This is a genomic window from Enterobacter cloacae complex sp. ECC445 (assembly GCF_021892025.1).
Lineage (GTDB): Bacteria > Pseudomonadota > Gammaproteobacteria > Enterobacterales > Enterobacteriaceae > Enterobacter > Enterobacter chengduensis.
The window spans coordinates 14,076-30,553 of the sequence record NZ_JAKLRZ010000007.1 but is presented as its reverse complement, the minus strand read 5'-3'; the positions used below and the strand labels follow the sequence as shown (position 1 = coordinate 30,553).

The window sequence follows — 16,478 nt, the reverse complement described above, 5'->3', positions numbered from 1 at the left end:
TCCTCCTGTTGGGTGTTAGCCGTTCAGTTTTTTAGCCAGACCCGCGACGTATTCACCCTGATAGCGGGCAATAGCCAGTTCTTCATTGCTTGGCTGACGCGAGCCATCCCCACCGGCAATGGTGGTGGCACCGTACGGCGTACCGCCGCGGACCTGGGAAACGTCAAACAGCTCCTGCGCGCCGTAGCCAATCGGCACAATCACCATCCCGTGATGGGCAAGGGTCGTCCAGGTTGAGGTAATCGTCTGCTCCTGACCGCCGCCGGTGCCGGTGGAGCTGAAGACGCTGGCGAGTTTGCCGTAAAGCGCCCCAGAGGCCCACAGCCCGCCCGTCTGATCGAGGAAGGTGCGCATCTGGCCTGACATATTGCCGAAGCGGGTCGGGGTGCCGAAAATAATGGCATCGTAGTCTGCCAGCTCCTGCGGGGTGGCCTGCGGCGCGTTTTGCGTTTTACCGCCGGCTTTTAAGAACGCCTCGGCATTCATGGTTTCCGGTACGCGTTTTACCACAACCTCTACGCCGTCTACCTTGTTTGCACCCTCAGCGACCGCGTGAGCCATGGTTTCAATGTGTCCATACATGGAATAATAGAGCACCAGAACTTTTGCCATTTTGCTTCACTCCTCGTTGGTTTTTCTGACAGCGGATCGCTGCGTTCTTTTAAAGATATGCCATCACGGCCAGACTGCAAAAATGAACGGCATTTCTTTGATTTATAACAATATGATTACAAAAAGGCGTTGTAGCAAAATGAAACAAATTTCAGGCGGCGGTTTTTTGAAACGATAAGAAAGGCTTATGAATTACCGCCGCGTCATCTCACCCGAAAGACTGAGATCATGTTGCAGGATATTACCTTCGACTTGCCGGATAACCTCATTCCACTAAGCTTAGTTTCACGCGGCACGGATAAAGGCTCTGTCCTTGTGTTGCGAGGTGAAAGAATCCTCTTTTACTGAATGCAATATGATGTCTAATGTTTCACACTCTGGAGGTTAGAGATGGCAAACCATCGTGGTGGTTCAGGTAATTTCGCTGAAGACCGTGAAAGAGCATCAGAAGCAGGTCGTAAAGGTGGCCAGTCTAGCGGGGGCAACTTTAAAAATGACCCTCAGCGTGCATCAGAGGCTGGTAAAAAAGGGGGCAAAAACAGCCACGGCAGCAGCAACAAGTAGTACGCCGGGTTGACTCCCTGCCGCCGGGTTTCCCGGCGGTTTTTTTATGTCTGCAACATTGAACTGTAACCAAAGGCAACGCACACTAGAGAATTGTTATTATTTGCTGGTGCCGCATGTCCTTTTCACGCTTCAAATTCTCCGTTAAACCGCAGGAAGCTATCCTCATACTCATCACCATGTTCTGGGGCGGGACGTTTCTGGCCGTCCAGTACGCGGTGACCCTCAGCGATCCCTTCTTTTTTGTTGGCCTGCGCTTTGCGACGGCGGCAATAGCCGTGGGGCTGATCTCGCTGAAAACGCTGCGTGGCCTGACGCTAACAGAGCTTAAGGCCGGCGTGGCGATTGGGGTGGCGATAGCGATGGGCTACAGCCTGCAGACGTGGGGGTTACAGACCATCTCCAGCAGTAAATCCGCGTTTATCACCGCCATGTATGTGCCCCTGGTGCCGCTCCTGCAGTGGCTTTGCCTGGGGCGGCTGCCGGGGCTGATGTCCTGCATCGGCATCGTGCTGGCGTTTATCGGCCTGATTTTGCTGGCCGGGCCGGAAAACAACCTCCTGGCGCTGGGGCCGGGCGAGATCATCACCCTCGTCGGGGCGATTGCGATTGCGGCGGAAATTATTCTGATCAGCGCCTGGGCGGGGAAGGTGGACGTCAAGCGGGTCACGGTCGTGCAGCTTGCGACGGCGTCGCTGGTGGCGTTTGCGACAATGGTGCCGACAGGGGAGTCCGTGCCGCCCATGTCCACCGGCCTGATCGTGGTCGCGCTGGGGCTGGGTATCTTCAGCGCCATTATTCAGGTCACCATGAACTGGGCGCAGCGCAGCGTGTCGCCGACGCGAGCGACGGTGATTTATACCGGTGAACCGGTGTGGGCGGGGATTTTCGGCCGTCTTGCCGGCGAGCGTTTGCCGCTGCTGGCGCTGGTGGGCGCGGCGTTTATCGTCGCCGGGGTGCTGGTGAGCGAGTTAAAGCTCAGAAAGCGTCGGAGTCAGGTGAGCGACCTGACCGCTAAAGAAGGTTTAGATTGAAAAAAAGGCCCGGCCTATCTACCATGTGTACGGATAAATACCGTACACAGTGAAGCAAACCATGCCAGCACTTAAAAAACAGCGTATCGATCTTCGCTTAACGGACGAAGACAAAACAATGATTGAAGAAGCGGCGGCGATGACGAACCAGACGATCACCCAGTTTATGTTGAACAGTGCGTCAGCGCGTGCTGCAGAGGTCATTGAACAGCATCGACGTCTCGTATTAAACGAAACATCATGGAATGCGGTGATGGATGCCATCGACAATCCGCCAGAGCCAAATGAACGCCTGAAGCGAGCGGCAAAACGTCTTAAAGACATGGAGTGATGCGTCGTGGAAAATCTCACGATCGAAATGTTTGCAGAGGGAAAAGATTACGATTTCAGGGAGTTCGATTGTGGTGAACCCTCGCTAAATGTTTTCCTCACAGAACATCTGGTGCGTCAGCACAATGGACGTATTTTACGCGGCTACCTGCTTAAAGCGCGCGACCATCCGCGAGTCCTGGGTTATTACACGCTGTCTGGAAGTTGCTTTGAAAGGGAGATGCTTCCCTCTAAGACGCAGCAGCGGCGCATCCCTTATAGCAACGTGCCCAGCGTAACGCTGGGACGTCTGGCTATTGATAAAAACATACAGGGACAGGCGTGGGGAACGACGCTCGTCGCGCATGCCATGCGGGTTGTCTATCTGGCATCGCAGGCGGTGGGGGTACACGGAATATTTGTTGATGCACTTAACGAGCAGGCAAAGCGATTTTATCTTGAGCAGGGTTTTATTCCCCTGACGGGAGAAAACGGCCATTCTCTTTTCTTTCCGACAAAATCTATCGAACGACTGTTTGAGCAAGATTGATCGTTGTACATCTTGTTGATGGTTCTAACGAGATTAGTCGGGTAAGGCCCGGCCGTTACCCGACATGCAGACTTCACGACTCCTGATGCATCACTTCCCCCTGCGGGGCAGCGGCCATCCGGCGGCTCAGCAGGGCGTTAAGCAGGATCGCGCCGAAGGTCGCTGTACCAATCCCGCCAATCGTAAACCCGCCCAGCGTCAGGGCAAAATCGCCCGCGCCCAGCACCAGCGTGACCGCCACCATAATCAGGTTGCTGTTCTGGCTAAGATCGACCCGATGCTGCACCCAGATTCGCGCCCCGGCGACGGCGATCAGCCCAAACACCACGATTGATGCGCCGCCAATGACCGGTGACGGAATGGTGTGGATCAGCGCGCCGAACTTCGGCGAGAAGCCAAGCAGTATTGCCATCACCGCCGCCGCGACGAAGACCAGCGTCGAATAGACTTTGGTCACCGCCATCACGCCGATGTTCTCGGCATAGGTGGTCACGCCGCTGCCGCCGACGGAGCCCGAGAGCAGGGTCGCCAGCCCGTCACCGACAAACGCGCGGCCCATGTACGGATCCATGCTGCGTCCGGTCATCCCCGCGACCGCCTTCAGGTGACCCAGGTTTTCCGCCACCAGGATCACCGCCACCGGTGCGATAAGCATCATCGCCTGGGCGTTAAAGGTGGGCGAGGTCACCTGCGGCAGGCCAAACCAGGCGGCCTGCTGAAGCAGCGTAAAATCAACCGGCTTGCCGAGACCAAAAACGTTGGCCAGCAGGGCATAGACCAGACAGGCGACAATCAGCCCGACCAGGATCAGCAGCCGCTGGATCATGCCCCGCGTAAACACCGCCACCAGGCCGATGCACAGCACCGTAATCACCGCCATCCAGCTTTCAAACGGCGAGCCGGAGACGCTTTTCACCGCAATCGGCGCAAGGTTCAGGCCTATCGCCATCACCACCGCGCCGGTGACGACGGGAGGCATCATGCGCTCGATCCAGCGGGTGCCGATCTTCATCACGACCAGGCCAATCAGGGTGTACACCAGGCCGCAGGCGATGATGCCGCCGAGTGCCACGCTCAGGTTAGGATTGATCCCCTGGCCGTTAAAGCCGGTGGTGGCGATAACCACGCCCACAAAGGCGGCGCTGGATCCGAGATAGCTGGGCACGCGTCCGCCGGTAACAAAAAAGAACAGCAGGGTGCCGATACCCGACATCAAAATCGAGAGGTTGGGATCGAGCCCCATCAGCATCGGCATCAGCACCGTGGCGCCAAACATGGCGACCGCGTGCTGGACGCCCATCACCATCGTTTGCCCGAGCGGGAGGCGTTCATCAGGCGCGACCACGCCTGCGTCTGTGGAGGTCGATTTCAACTGCCAGTGGGGAAATCCGAACATGGTCTGTCTCCTTAGAGCGCCTTAACAGGCGGGTCGCATAAGCGCGTGGTAGCCGCGGTCAAACCACACCAGCCCTTGCGGCGCGGGGTGGCGAATAATCGAAACAATGTCGCAGAACAGAATGTCGTGGGTACCGACGCTCACCACCTGGCCGATGCGGCAGTCAAACGAGGCCAGCGCATCCTCCAGGCGCGGGCAGCCCGTGTCGCCCGTTTGCCAGCGGGCGGCGGCAAAGCGTTCCTCCATCGGCGTTTTGCCGCCAAACAGGTTAGAGAGCGGCTCTTGTCCGGCGCTCAGGGTATTCACGCAAAGGGTGCGGTTTTCGCTGAACGTCTGCCAGACGGACGCGCCGCGATTCAGGCACACCAGCAGGGTGGGCGGTGAGTCCGTCACGCTGCACACCGCGCTGGCGGTGAAGCCTGCCATCCCCGCCGGACCGTCGGTGGTGATGATGTTGACCGCCGCGCCAACGCAGGCCATCGCGTCGCGAAAGGTTTGTTTATCCGGTGTCGTCATAGTCGTTCCTTACGCCAGCCCGCAGGCATCGTCGAAGGTCAGGCGCGGCAGGCGCCCGTACACTTTACGGGTATCGCCGTAGCCGATGTTGATCAGCAGATTGCTCTTAAGCGTGGTGCCGGTGAAAAAGGCCTCGTCGACTTTTTGCCGGTCAAAGCCCGACATCGGGCCGGTGTCGAGCCCCAGGGCGCGGCAGGCGAAAATCAGGTAGGCGGCCTGCATCGAACTGTTGCGAAAGGCCGTCTCTTCCGCCAGCGCGGGGCTGGTGGTAAACCAGATTCTGGCATCACCGTGCGGGAACAGCTCGGGCAGGCGCTCGTAGAATTCACCGTCCCAGGCGACAATCGCCGTGACCGGGGCGGCGAGCGTTTTCTCCAGGTTGCCGCTGGAGAGCGCCGGGCGCAGCTTCGCTTTTCCCTCCGCGCTTCGCACAAAGACAATCCGCGCCGGGGAGCAGTTGGCGGACGTGGGGCCCCATTTCATCAGGTCGTAGATTTCGCGCAGCGTTTCGTCGCTGACGGCAATATCCCGCCAGCCGTTGTGGGTGCGGGCAGCGGTGAACAGCGTTTCCAGCGCGGCGGGCGTAATGGCTTCGCTCATTAAAGCTCCTTACAAAGCGGGTTCGGGGCTGTGCAGCAGGCTGGCGAGCCCGTTCAGCAGCAGGGTGTTAAAAGTGTCCGGCTCGGTGACGTTGCAGGCGTGCCCGCCCTGGCGCATCACCGCGCCGTGGCTGTGCGGGAGAGCCGCCTGCAGCTCGGACGAGCAGACCGCGGGTACCAGCATGTCGTCGGCGGAGCAGATAAGCTGTACCGGGCAGCGAATGCGCGCGGCGTGGCGGCTGAAGTCGGCCTTTTTCAGGGCGCTGAGCCTGTGCAGCAGGTTGGCTTTTCCCTGGAAATGGGCCAGCGCCAGCGCTTCTTCGGCCTCCAGACGGGGCGCGCGGGCGGCCATCCAGTCTGCCGGGTAGAGAAACAGCGGCTGCGCCTCAACCCACGCCTGCGCGCCGCCGTAATGCAGCAGGCGCTCGCGGATCTGAAAGCAGCGTCGGGTGTGGGCGTTGAGGGTTAACCAGCCGTTGACGCACACCAGCGCGGTGAGGGCCTCGGGCCTGTCGAGGGCCAGCTGCAGGCCGACCAGCGCCCCCAGCGCGTGACCGACGACGCTGTAGCGCGCGATCCCGGCTTCAGCCAGCGCCAGGGCCAGTTCGTCCGCCATCTGCGCCAGGCTGTAGCCTTCCGGCAGGGCGTCGGGGTTATTGCCCGTTCCGCGCTGGTCATAGCACACCACCTGATACTCCGGCTCCAGCGCGGCCAGCTGCGGCAGCCAGTAGCTGCCGCTGCCGCCGAGACCGGAAATCAAGACCACCACGGGCGCACCCTCATACGGCGGCGGTGAGACGGAGAGTTTCATGGCCGCCTCACTTCGCGATGTGCGCAACGGTGGCGATTTCCACCAGCGCGTCCGGCTTCACCAGCCCGCACTGAATGCAGAATCGGGCCGGCTTATCGCCGGGAAAGAACTCGGCGTAGATTTCGTTAATCGCGGCGTAGTTTTTCCAGTCGGTGATAAAGATGCTGTTGAAGGTCACATCCTCCATGGTGCCACCCGCCGTTTCGATCACGGTTTTGATCGTCTCCAGCACGTGGCGGGTTTGCGCCTTTGGGTCGTTGATAAACACCACGTTGTTGTCTTTATCGAACGGCAGCGTGCCGGAGACATACACCACCCCGTCGGCGAGCGTGCCGGGGACGAACGGGGCGATGGGCGTGCTGGTGCCCGGCGGAATAATCACGGATTTCGGCATAGCATATCTCCTCAGGCGATGCGGGCGAGCGGGGGATTCAGGGCGTCGCAGAAATCATTGACGTTACTGACCCAGCCAAAAAAGGTTTCGATATTGAACAGGGCCGCCTTCTGGGCGAATTCCGGCCCGGCCTGGTGGGTCGCGTCTTCCAGCACCACGCCAAAATACTCGAGGAAAAAGCCGTCGCGCAGGGTCGACTCCACGCAGACGTTGGTGGCGATCCCGGTGAAGACCAGGTGGCGAATGCCCCGGCTGCGCAGCAGGCTGTCGAGCGGGGTATTGAAAAAGCCGCTGTAGCGCGGTTTCGGCAGGACGATATCGCCCTGCTGCGGCACCAGCTCGTCCACCAGCTGATAGTCCCAGCCGCCTTTCGCCAGCAGCTTGCCCTGCAGTTCTGGGTTTTTGCGCATCGTTTTCAGGGCGTTGGACTTATGGAAGTTGGGCGAGCCGGGCCCGCCGGCCTCCACGTACTGGTCATCCCAGCCGTTCTGGAACCAGACGATGAGCATGCCCGCGGCGCGCGCGGCGGCGACGGCGGTGTTGATGTTCTCAATCACGGGTTTGGTGGCGGAGACGTCGAACCCCGCCAGGTCCAGATAGCCACCCTGGCTGGCGTAGGCGTTTTGCATGTCCACCACGATCAGCGCGCTCTGCTGCGGCGAGAAGGTGATGGCTTCCGGGCGTGCGTTGAGGGTCGTCATTACGCCACCTCCTTCGTCACGGCAGGAATGTGGGCGCGGCACTGCATCAGCGGCTGGATGCGCTCGCCGAAGGTTTCCACGCCGGTGAGGAAATCATCGAAGGTCAGCAGAACGCCCTCCGCCCCGGGCACGGCCGCCACTTCGTCAAGCATTCTGGCGACGCTGGCGTACGAGCCGACCAGCGTGCCCATGTTGATATTGACGGCAGAGGTCGGGTCAGCCATCTGGCGCACGTTGGTGTCCGCGCCGGAGCGGGTGTCCTTCTGGCTCTGCTCGGTTAGCCAGCTCAGGGCCTCCTCGTCGGCGCCGTCCTTATAGCGCTCCCATTTGGCGCGCGCGGCGTCGTCGGTTTCGTCGGCAATGACCATAAACAGCACGTAGGAGCCCACGTCGCGTCCGGTTTTGTCGGCGGCCTCTTTCATGCGCGCCGCGGTGGGGGCGAAGGCGGCAGGGGTGTTGACGCCTTTGCCGAAGCAGAAGTTAAAGTCGGCGTATTTGGCGGAGAATTCCATTCCCGCGTCGCTCTGCCCGGCGCAGATCACCTTCATCGGCACCGACGGCTGCGGGCTGACGCGGCAGTCGTTCATGGTAAAGAAGTCGCCTTTGAAATCGCTTTTGCCGGTCCCCCACAGGTCGCGCAGGACCTGCACGTACTCGGTCAGGTAGTCGTAGCGACGGGAGAAGTAGTCGTCACCCGGCCAGAGCCCCATCTGCTCGTATTCGGGCTTTTGCCAGCCGGTCACCAGGTTGACGCCAAAGCGCCCGCCGGAGATGGAGTCGATGGTCGAGGCCATGCGCGCGACGATCGCCGGGGGCAGGGTGAGGGTGGCGGCGGTGGCGTAGATCTGAATCCGCGAGGTGACCGCGGCCAGCCCGGCCATCAGGGTGAAGGACTCCAGGTTGTGATCCCAGAATTCGGTTTTGCCGCCAAAGCCGCGCAGCTTGATCATCGAAAGCGCAAAGTCGAAATGGTAGTGCTCCGCTTTCTGCACGATGGCTTTATTCAGCTCAAAGGTCGGCATGTATTGCGGGGCAGCGGTCGAGATAAGCCAGCCGTTGTTGCCGATGGGTACAAATACGCCAATTTTCATCACGAACCTCTCTTCACTACGTTGCAGGTACTGGCGTTTTTGCAAAGGGAGTGCCAGTTTTGAAAATGACTTTGTTATTAATGTGTTAATCGAAGGTTGGCGTATTGATGCGGTTAAAAGTGGACTAACTGGTCAAAAACATTGCACAGAAAACAGGCATTCATGCGCGATGGGAGTGCAGAATGTCGTGGCGAGACGGGGGTTTTGCTATGCTGAGGGCAACGCAGAATAAGGAGAGCGGGAATGACGCAAGGCGCAGTGAAAACACCAGGTAAACGTTCGCAGGCGGTGAGCGCCAAGAAGCAGGCGATCCTCAGCGCGGCGCTGGAGACGTTTTCACAGTTTGGCATTCACGGCACGCGGCTGGAGCAGGTAGCGGAGCAGTCCGGGGTCTCCAAAACCAATCTGCTCTACTACTACCCGTCGAAAGAGGCGCTGTATGTCGCGGTGATGCAGCAGATCCTCGATATCTGGCTGGCGCCGCTGAAGGCGTTCCGCGAAGAGCTGGCCCCGCTGGTGGCGATAAAAGAGTACATCCGCCTGAAGCTGGAGGTGTCGCGCGATTACCCGCAGGCGTCGCGCCTGTTTTGTCTTGAGATGCTGCAGGGCGCGCCGCTGCTGCAGGCTGAACTGACGGGGGATTTAAAGCAGCTGGTGGACGATAAGTCGGCGATTATTGCCGGATGGGTCGCCAGCGGAAAGCTGGCACCGGTCGACCCGCAGCATCTGATCTTTATGATTTGGGCCGCCACCCAGCATTACGCTGACTTTGCGGCCCAGGTTGAGGCGGTCACCGGGAAAACGCTGCAGGACGAAGCGTTTTTCCACAGCACCCTGGAAAACGTGCAGCGGATGATTATTGAAGGGATCCGCGTGCGCTAGTTCCCCTCACCCTGGCCCCTCTCCCCAAAGGGGAGAGGGAAGAGTTCCCTGCCTCATCAGCCCGGCGGGAGAGGGCAGCTTAAGTCGCCCTCTTCACACTGCATCAGCGAGGCCAGAAACGCTTCGCGCTCCACGGTTTTTTCCGCCAGGCACTGGTTCACAATCATCGGCTGTACGCTCCCGCCTTCCGTCCCCGAACCGATAAACGCGCAGTCCGCGTCGCGCAGGGTAATCCAAGCCTGCTGCGCTTTTTTCAGCAGATCGCGCTGGGGGGCTGCCGCGCGTTTGATGGCGGCCTGATAGGTCTGGTTGAGCTTTTTATCGGCAGCCTGGTACTGCTGCGCGCTGCAGGTATTCAGCTCAAGCTGGGTGGTCGCTTTGTCGCACTCGTCGGCCAGCGCGCTGGCGCTCAGCAGCAGTGCGACACCTGCGAGAAATACTCTTTTCATCATCCCCTCCATGTAAAAAAGCCGGATGCGCTGCGCTTATCCGGCCTACGGTGATTTTGTAGCCCCGGTTAGCGTAGCGCCACCGGGGAAAGTTTACACGATTAACCGATGGTCATCAGGCTGGCGTTACCGCCTGCCGCCGCGGTGTTGACGCTGAGCGAGCGCTCCACGTACAGACGCTCCAGCAGCAGGTTGGTTTCCCCGCGCGCAAAGCCCTGCACCGATACAATCGCCCCGCTGCGGGCCGCGACCTGCTCGCACAGTTCGCGCAGCTGGTCGGAATCACCGTGATAAATGACGGCATCAAACGGCTGGGTCAGCAGCGCATCGGCCTTCGCGAAGCGAATGCGGGCCGAGACCGCTTTCGGCAGCTGTTTGGCGAGATCGCGATGCAGCGCGTCTTCCGGCCACAGTACCTCACACCCGGTTGCCATCGCGGCCGCCAGCTGCACCAGCGCGTCCTGCTCGTTATCCGCCACGCAGAGTACGCGCTCGCGCGGCATCAGCGTCCAGGTGTTGCGCTCGCCGGTTGGCCCCGGCAGCAGACGCTGCGTGCCCGCCTGCGCCAGCTCGCCATACTGCTGGGCAACGGCCCGCAGCTCAGGACGTTTTTCCGCCCAGGCGATCAGCGCCTCCAGCGGCTGGGTGAGCACGGTTTTCAGCTGCGCATCGACCGGATAGTCTGCGTCCTGACGCGCCAGCGTCACGCCCAGGGCGTTCTCCGGACGGTTCGCCAGCAGACGGTACAGGTAGAGCGGACCGCCCGCTTTCGGACCGGTGCCGGAAAGGCCTTCACCGCCGAACGGCTGCACGCCCACGACCGCGCCAACCATGTTGCGGTTGACGTACAGGTTGCCCACTTTCGCGCTGCCGGTCACCTGGGCGATAGTCTCGTCGATACGGGTATGCACGCCGAGCGTCAGGCCATAGCCGGAGGCGTTGATCTGCTCAACCAGCTCGTTCAGGTTGTTACGGTTGTAGCGCACCACGTGCAGCACCGGGCCGAAGACCTCTTTTTTCAGCTCGTCGAAGCTTGCCAGCTCGATAAGCGTAGGCGGCACAAAGGTGCCACTCCGCCATTCGCGGGCATCTTCGCTGCTCTCACGCACCGCCTGGAACACCGGACGCCCTTTCGCGCGCATGGCCTGAATGTGGTTTTCGATATTCGCTTTGGCTTCCGCGTCGATAACCGGCCCGATGTCGGTGGTGAGACGGCCCGGGTTACCCATGCGGCATTCGGCCATCGCGCCGCGCAGCATCTTCAGCGTGTGGTCCGCCACGTCGTCCTGCAGGCAGAGCACGCGCAGGGCGGAGCAGCGCTGACCGGCGCTGTCGAAGGCGGAGGCCAGCACGTCGACCACCACCTGTTCCGTCAGGGCAGAGGAGTCCACGATCATGGCGTTCATGCCGCCGGTTTCCGCGATGAGCGGCGTAGGACGGCCCTGAGCATCCAGGCGGGTGGCAATGTTGCGCTGCAGCAGAGTGGCCACTTCGGTCGAGCCGGTAAACATCACGCCGCGCACGCGGTTATCGGAGGTCAGTCTGGCACCCACGGTTTCACCGCGGCCCGGCAGCAGATGAACCACGCCCGCCGGTACGCCCGCTTCCAGAAGAATGTTGATGCCCTGCGCGGCAATCAGCGGGGTCTGCTCTGCCGGTTTCGCCAGCACGCTGTTGCCTGCGGCCAGGGCGGCGGCAATCTGGCCGGTGAAAATCGCCAGCGGGAAGTTCCACGGGCTGATACAGACGACCGGTCCCAGCGGACGGTGGGTTTCGTTATCGAAGTCGTCGCGAACCTGGCCCGCGTAATAATGCAGGAAGTCCACGGCCTCGCGCACTTCGGCGATGGCGTTGCTGAAGGTTTTACCCGCCTCGCGCACCAGAATGCCGATAAGCTGTTGCATCTGGTCTTCCATCAGCACCGCGGCGCGTTCCAGAATGGCGGCGCGCTCCTGCGGCGGGGTGGCGAACCAGATTGGGGCGTTATTCACCGCGCTGTCCAGGGCCTGTTCCACTTCCGCGTCGGTGGCTTCCCGCACGTAGCCGACGATGTCTTTTGGCTCTGCCGGGTTAAAGACCGGCTGCATGTCGCCGTCCTCAACGGACTGCTCGAGGATCGGCTTCGCCTGCCATTTCTGCAAGGCGCTGTTGAGCAGGGCAGAGGAGAGGGACGCCAGACGGTGTTCGTTGGCGAGGTCCAGACCCGCCGAGTTGACGCGGCCTGCGCCATACAGCTCGCGCGGCAGGGCAATCTTCGGATGCGGCAGGCCAATCTGGCCTTCCTGCGCCGCCATCTTCTCAACGGCCTGCACCGGGTCGGCCACCAGCTCGTCGAGCGGCAGGGTGGTGTCGGCGATGCGGTTCACGAAGGAGGTGTTCGCGCCGTTTTCCAGCAGGCGACGCACCAGGTACGCCAGCAGGGTTTCGTGGGTGCCTACCGGGGCATAGATACGGCACGGGCGGTTCAGCTTGCCGTCCGCCACCTTACCGGTCACCTGCTCGTACAGCGGTTCGCCCATGCCGTGCAGGCACTGGAACTCGTACTGGCCCGGATAGTAGTTCTGCCCGGCCAGGCTGTAGATCGCCGCCAGGGTGTGGGCGTTGTGGGTAGCGAACTGCGGGTAGATCAGGTTCGGCACGCCGAGCAGCTTTTTCGCGCAGGCGAGGTAAGAGACGTCGGTGTAAACCTTGCGGGTATAGACCGGATAGCCTTCCAGCCCTTCCATCTGGGCGCGCTTGATTTCGCTGTCCCAGTAAGCGCCCTTGACCAGACGGATCATCAGGCGACGGCGGCTGCGGCTGGCCAGGTCGATCAGATAGTCAATAACGAACGGGCAGCGCTTCTGGTAGGCCTGGATAACGAAGCCAATGCCGTTCCAGCCCGCCAGCTCTGGCTCGAAGCACAGCTTTTCCAGCAGATCGAGGGAGATCTCCAGACGGTCGGCCTCTTCGGCGTCGATGTTAATGCCGATATCATACTGGCGCGCCAGCAGGGTCAGGGACTTCAGGCGCGGGTAAAGCTCCTCCATTACCCGATCGTACTGCGCGCGGCTGTAGCGCGGGTGCAGGGCGGAGAGCTTAATGGAGATGCCCGGGCCTTCATAAATGCCGCGGCCGTTGGAGGCTTTACCGATGGCGTGGATCGCCTGCTGGTAAGAGACCATGTAGGCCTGCGCGTCGGCGGCGGTCAGGGCTGCTTCACCGAGCATGTCGTACGAGTAGCGGAAGCCTTTGTCTTCCAGCTTGCGGGCGTTCGCCAGCGCTTCGGCAATGGTTTCTCCGGTGACGAACTGCTCGCCCATCAGGCGCATCGCCATGTCCACGCCTTTGCGGATCAGCGGTTCGCCGCTCTTGCCGATGATGCGGTTCAGGGAGCGGGAGAGGTTAGCTTCGTTATGGGTCGACACCAGCTTGCCGGTAAACAGCAGGCCCCAGGTCGCCGCGTTGACGAACAGCGACGGGCTGCGGCCAATGTGCGAATGCCAGTTGCCGTTGCTGATCTTGTCGCGGATCAGCGCGTCGCGGGTGGCTTTATCCGGAATACGCAGCAGCGCTTCCGCCAGGCACATCAGCGCCACGCCTTCCTGTGAGGAGAGGGAAAATTCCTGCAGCAGCCCCTGAACCATCCCGGCGCGGCCGGTGGCGGTTTTCTGGTTGCGCAGCTTGTCGGCTAACTGATAGGCCAGGCCGTGGGCCCGGGCCGCAATGGCTTCCGGCAGGCGGGCCTGCTCCAGCAGCATCGGCACGGCGTCGGTTTCGGCACGGCGGTAGGCGCCGGTAATGGCGGCGCGGCTGACGGACTGCGGCAGGATCTGCTCGGCAAACTCGAGGAACGGCTGATGGCTCTCGTCGCCAGCGGCGGGCGCTTCCTCGCTTTCATTGGCCGCACCGGCCAGCAGGGCAGGCAGCTCCGGCAGGCCCTCGTCGCTCTCGAGCCTTTCGAGATAGTTAAAAATCGCCTGCTTAATTAACCAGTGCGGCGTGCGGTCAATGCGGGTTGCTGCGGTCTTAATCCGTTCGCGGGTGGCGTCATCCAGCTTCACCCCCATGGTGGTCATACCCATGCCAAAGCTCCTGTTGTGCTTTTATCGTATTTGGTCGTTAGCGTGAAATATCCACCATGTTGCAACTTTGTGCAACCGTGTTAAATGTGACCTGGTTTGCAACCCAGAAAATGAATGGATTGTTAACGAATGGTTAGCTGGAAAAACGCGCTGACGGTTTTGCCGGAAGTCAGTTTTTATGCGGGAGTTAACAGTTTTAAAAGGTGCAACCCGTAAAAGCGTGAGCAAGTGCAACCTATAGGAAACTCGTATCAAACCGGGGATGAATTTGATGTAAATGCAGTGTTAAATCGTTTGTCAGCGGGAGGCGCATACGGCAGGATAGCGCGCCTCATCGAAACACAAGATACCGTCACCACGTTCCGGTGATCATATAACAAGGCAGCCCGGACGGCTGTCGCTCGACACTTTTGGAGAATTTGCATGGCTATTAGCACACCGATGCTGGTGACATTTCTCGTTTATATTTTTGGCATGATCCTGATAGGGTTTTTGGCGTGGCGTTCAACGAAAAACTTTGACGACTACATTCTGGGCGGACGCAGCTTAGGCCCGATGGTGACCGCGCTGTCTGCGGGCGCATCGGACATGAGCGGCTGGCTGCTGATGGGCCTGCCGGGCGCGATTTTCATCTCCGGTATCTCGGAAAGCTGGATCGCCATCGGTCTGACCGTGGGCGCGTGGATCAACTGGAAGCTGGTGGCAGGCCGCCTGCGCGTGCACACCGAGGCCAATAATAACGCCCTGACGCTGCCGGACTACTTCACCGGACGCTTTGAAGATAACAGCCGCATCCTGCGCATCATCTCGGCGGTGGTTATCCTGCTGTTCTTCACCATCTACTGCGCCTCCGGCATCGTGGCGGGCGCGCGTCTGTTCGAAAGCACCTTCGGCATGAGCTATGAAACCGCCCTGTGGGCCGGTGCGGCGGCGACTATCCTGTATACCTTCGTGGGCGGATTCCTGGCGGTAAGCTGGACCGACACCGTGCAGGCGAGCCTGATGATCTTTGCCCTGATCCTGACCCCGGTGATTGTGATTTTCACCGTTGGCGGCTTTGGCGAATCGCTGGAAGTGATCAAGCAGAAGAGCATCGAAAACGTCGACATGCTGAAAGGCCTCAACTTCGTGGCCATCGTGTCGCTGATGGGCTGGGGTCTGGGCTACTTCGGCCAGCCGCACATTCTGGCGCGCTTTATGGCGGCGGATTCTCACCACACTATCGTTCACGCGCGCCGCATCAGCATGACGTGGATGATCCTGTGTCTGGCGGGGGCGTGTGCGGTCGGCTTCTTCGGTATTGCCTACTTCAACAACAACCCGGCCCAGGCGGGCGCGGTGAACCAGAACGCGGAGCGCGTGTTCATCGAGCTGGCGCAGATTCTGTTTAACCCGTGGATTGCCGGCATCCTGCTCTCCGCGATCCTGGCGGCGGTGATGTCTACCCTGAGCTGCCAGCTGCTGGTTTGCTCCAGCGCGATTACCGAAGACCTCTACAAAGCCTTTCTGCGCAAGAACGCGAGCCAGAAAGAGCTGGTGTGGGTCGGGCGCTTTATGGTGCTGGTGGTGGCGCTGGTGGCGATTGCCCTGGCGGCCAACCCGGAAAACCGCGTGCTGGGCCTCGTGAGCTACGCGTGGGCGGGCTTTGGTGCGGCGTTTGGTCCGGTGGTGCTGTTCTCCGTCATGTGGTCACGCATGACCCGCAACGGCGCGCTGGCGGGGATGATCATCGGCGCGGTGACCGTCATCGTCTGGAAGCAGTTCGCGTGGCTGGGCCTGTACGAAATCATTCCGGGCTTCATCTTCGGTAGCATCGGCATCGTGGTCTTCAGCCTGCTGGGTAAAGCCCCGTCTGCCTCCATGCAGAAGCGCTTTGCTGAAGCAGACGCGCACTACCACTCCGCGCCGCCGTCTAAGCTGCAGCCTGAATAATCCACCCCCTCACCCTAACCCTCTCTCCAAAGGAGAGAGGGGATAAACCTCTCTTGCTAAATTCTGCAATTTACGTTGATATCGCTGTGCTTATAACAATGAGGATAGCGAAGCATGACAATCAAAACAGGGTTAATGGCAGGGGCATTATTGCTGCTGGCAGGATGCACCGTACCGTCGCAGCACGCTACGGTTGAAACCTGCAAAGCGGATAACCAGATGCAGCAAACCACGCTCTATTTCGGCTTAAACCGTCCTGCCGGGGCGCAGATTACCCCCAACGAGTGGCAGCAGTTTGTTGACCTGGACGTGACGCCGCGCTTTCGCGATGGCTTAACGGTATTTGATGCCCGGGGGCAGTGGCTGGGGAACGACGGAAAAGTGGCGCGCGAGCCGAGCAAAGCGCTGATGCTGATCCACGGAAAAGATGCGCAGAGCGAGAAGAACATCGAGGCGTTACGCGGGATTTATAAGTCACGCTTCGCGCAGGAGTCGGTGATGCGGGTCGATCAGCCGGTGTGCGTGCAGTTTTAATAAAAACGGCGGGATAACCCGCCGTTGTTGTTTTGTAGGC

Annotated in this window: 17 protein-coding genes; 7 read left to right on the top strand and 10 right to left on the bottom strand. The window is 60.4% G+C overall.

Going from position 1 to position 16,478, the window contains the following annotated elements; all coding sequences use genetic code 11:
• Positions 1-15 precede the first annotated feature (15 nt).
• Entirely contained in the window at positions 16-612 is a 597-nt protein-coding gene (gene wrbA / locus L6R44_RS08160; protein WP_032639519.1) for an NAD(P)H:quinone oxidoreductase, read from the bottom strand.
• 390 nt (positions 613-1,002) lie between these two features.
• Here wrbA and L6R44_RS08155 point away from each other — a divergent pair, with 390 nt between their 5' ends.
• From L6R44_RS08155 to L6R44_RS08140, 4 genes are all read left to right on the top strand, one after another.
• Positions 1,003-1,176, top strand: a complete 174-nt coding sequence (locus L6R44_RS08155) for a general stress protein (protein WP_032639520.1) — start codon at positions 1,003-1,005, stop codon at positions 1,174-1,176.
• Positions 1,177-1,292: 116 nt separating this feature from the next.
• Positions 1,293-2,210 (top strand): DMT family transporter, encoded by a 918-nt coding sequence (locus L6R44_RS08150; protein ID WP_237423827.1) that lies wholly within the window; start codon positions 1,293-1,295, stop codon positions 2,208-2,210.
• 61 nt (positions 2,211-2,271) lie between these two features.
• Entirely contained in the window at positions 2,272-2,541 is a 270-nt protein-coding gene (locus L6R44_RS08145) for a type II toxin-antitoxin system TacA family antitoxin (RefSeq protein ID WP_237423826.1), read from the top strand.
• 27 nt (positions 2,542-2,568) lie between these two features.
• Positions 2,569-3,069, top strand: a complete 501-nt coding sequence (locus L6R44_RS08140) for a GNAT family N-acetyltransferase (RefSeq protein WP_272930055.1) — start codon at positions 2,569-2,571, stop codon at positions 3,067-3,069.
• A gap of 73 nt (positions 3,070-3,142) precedes the next feature.
• Here the strand turns inward: L6R44_RS08140 and rutG are convergent, their stop codons facing one another.
• Genes rutG through rutA form a run of 7 tightly spaced genes read right to left on the bottom strand, consistent with a single transcriptional unit; the run spans position 3,143 to position 8,577 of the window.
• Complete coding sequence (gene rutG, locus L6R44_RS08135; RefSeq protein ID WP_237423824.1) at positions 3,143-4,465, bottom strand: pyrimidine utilization transport protein G; 1,323 nt, start codon at positions 4,463-4,465, stop codon at positions 3,143-3,145.
• Between the two features lie 21 nt (positions 4,466-4,486).
• Positions 4,487-4,981: an NADH-dependent FMN reductase RutF gene (rutF, locus tag L6R44_RS08130; RefSeq protein WP_237423823.1), complete on the bottom strand. Its 495-nt coding sequence runs from the start codon at positions 4,979-4,981 to the stop codon at positions 4,487-4,489.
• 9 nt (positions 4,982-4,990) lie between these two features.
• Entirely contained in the window at positions 4,991-5,581 is a 591-nt protein-coding gene (locus L6R44_RS08125; RefSeq protein WP_237423822.1) for a malonic semialdehyde reductase, read from the bottom strand.
• Between the two features lie 9 nt (positions 5,582-5,590).
• Positions 5,591-6,391: a pyrimidine utilization protein D gene (rutD, locus tag L6R44_RS08120; RefSeq protein WP_237423821.1), complete on the bottom strand. Its 801-nt coding sequence runs from the start codon at positions 6,389-6,391 to the stop codon at positions 5,591-5,593.
• Positions 6,392-6,398: 7 nt separating this feature from the next.
• Positions 6,399-6,785, bottom strand: a complete 387-nt coding sequence (gene rutC, locus L6R44_RS08115) for a pyrimidine utilization protein C (protein ID WP_008499822.1) — start codon at positions 6,783-6,785, stop codon at positions 6,399-6,401.
• Between the two features lie 11 nt (positions 6,786-6,796).
• Positions 6,797-7,486 carry a pyrimidine utilization protein B gene (gene rutB, locus L6R44_RS08110; RefSeq protein ID WP_237423820.1) on the bottom strand — a complete coding sequence of 230 codons (690 nt, stop codon included), beginning with the start codon at positions 7,484-7,486 and terminating at the stop codon, positions 6,797-6,799.
• Positions 7,486-8,577: a pyrimidine utilization protein A gene (rutA, locus tag L6R44_RS08105; RefSeq protein WP_032638703.1), complete on the bottom strand. Its 1,092-nt coding sequence runs from the start codon at positions 8,575-8,577 to the stop codon at positions 7,486-7,488. Before rutA ends, rutB begins: the two co-directional genes overlap by 1 nt.
• A gap of 243 nt (positions 8,578-8,820) precedes the next feature.
• Between rutA and rutR the strand changes: the two genes are divergently transcribed.
• Positions 8,821-9,459, top strand: coding sequence for an HTH-type transcriptional regulator RutR (gene rutR / locus L6R44_RS08100; protein WP_237423819.1), 639 nt, complete (start codon positions 8,821-8,823; stop codon positions 9,457-9,459).
• 56 nt (positions 9,460-9,515) lie between these two features.
• On the opposite strand, the gene L6R44_RS08095 is transcribed toward rutR, so the two are convergent.
• Together L6R44_RS08095 and putA are read right to left on the bottom strand one after the other, a co-directional pair.
• Complete coding sequence (locus L6R44_RS08095) at positions 9,516-9,908, bottom strand: lysozyme inhibitor LprI family protein (RefSeq protein ID WP_237423818.1); 393 nt, start codon at positions 9,906-9,908, stop codon at positions 9,516-9,518.
• Positions 9,909-10,009: 101 nt separating this feature from the next.
• A complete protein-coding gene (gene putA / locus L6R44_RS08090) occupies positions 10,010-13,972 on the bottom strand; it encodes a trifunctional transcriptional regulator/proline dehydrogenase/L-glutamate gamma-semialdehyde dehydrogenase (RefSeq protein WP_237423817.1) in 3,963 nt (1,320 codons plus the stop codon).
• 423 nt (positions 13,973-14,395) lie between these two features.
• Between putA and putP the strand changes: the two genes are divergently transcribed.
• Together putP and L6R44_RS08080 are read left to right on the top strand one after the other, a co-directional pair.
• The gene (gene putP, locus L6R44_RS08085) at positions 14,396-15,904 is read left to right on the top strand and encodes a sodium/proline symporter PutP (protein WP_032639538.1); all 1,509 of its coding nucleotides are present in this window, start codon (positions 14,396-14,398) and stop codon (positions 15,902-15,904) included.
• Positions 15,905-16,018: 114 nt separating this feature from the next.
• The gene (locus tag L6R44_RS08080) at positions 16,019-16,438 is read left to right on the top strand and encodes a DUF3574 domain-containing protein (protein ID WP_237423816.1); all 420 of its coding nucleotides are present in this window, start codon (positions 16,019-16,021) and stop codon (positions 16,436-16,438) included.
• Positions 16,439-16,478: the final 40 nt, after the last annotated feature.

Coding starts and splice junctions, on each gene's coding strand:
- L6R44_RS08080 (WP_237423816.1), top strand. CDS start 16,019: ATGACAATCAAAACAGGGTTAATGGCAGGGGCATTATTGCTGCTGGCA.
- rutB (WP_237423820.1), bottom strand. CDS start 7,486: ATGACGACCCTCAACGCACGCCCGGAAGCCATCACCTTCTCGCCGCAG.
- rutD (WP_237423821.1), bottom strand. CDS start 6,391: ATGAAACTCTCCGTCTCACCGCCGCCGTATGAGGGTGCGCCCGTGGTG.
- rutF (WP_237423823.1), bottom strand. CDS start 4,981: ATGACGACACCGGATAAACAAACCTTTCGCGACGCGATGGCCTGCGTT.
- L6R44_RS08140 (WP_272930055.1), top strand. CDS start 2,569: ATGTTTGCAGAGGGAAAAGATTACGATTTCAGGGAGTTCGATTGTGGT.
- rutC (WP_008499822.1), bottom strand. CDS start 6,785: ATGCCGAAATCCGTGATTATTCCGCCGGGCACCAGCACGCCCATCGCC.
- L6R44_RS08155 (WP_032639520.1), top strand. CDS start 1,003: ATGGCAAACCATCGTGGTGGTTCAGGTAATTTCGCTGAAGACCGTGAA.
- wrbA (WP_032639519.1), bottom strand. CDS start 612: ATGGCAAAAGTTCTGGTGCTCTATTATTCCATGTATGGACACATTGAA.
- L6R44_RS08150 (WP_237423827.1), top strand. CDS start 1,293: ATGTCCTTTTCACGCTTCAAATTCTCCGTTAAACCGCAGGAAGCTATC.
- rutG (WP_237423824.1), bottom strand. CDS start 4,465: ATGTTCGGATTTCCCCACTGGCAGTTGAAATCGACCTCCACAGACGCA.
- rutA (WP_032638703.1), bottom strand. CDS start 8,577: ATGAAAATTGGCGTATTTGTACCCATCGGCAACAACGGCTGGCTTATC.
- L6R44_RS08145 (WP_237423826.1), top strand. CDS start 2,272: ATGCCAGCACTTAAAAAACAGCGTATCGATCTTCGCTTAACGGACGAA.
- L6R44_RS08095 (WP_237423818.1), bottom strand. CDS start 9,908: ATGAAAAGAGTATTTCTCGCAGGTGTCGCACTGCTGCTGAGCGCCAGC.
- putA (WP_237423817.1), bottom strand. CDS start 13,972: ATGGGTATGACCACCATGGGGGTGAAGCTGGATGACGCCACCCGCGAA.
- putP (WP_032639538.1), top strand. CDS start 14,396: ATGGCTATTAGCACACCGATGCTGGTGACATTTCTCGTTTATATTTTT.
- rutR (WP_237423819.1), top strand. CDS start 8,821: ATGACGCAAGGCGCAGTGAAAACACCAGGTAAACGTTCGCAGGCGGTG.
- L6R44_RS08125 (WP_237423822.1), bottom strand. CDS start 5,581: ATGAGCGAAGCCATTACGCCCGCCGCGCTGGAAACGCTGTTCACCGCT.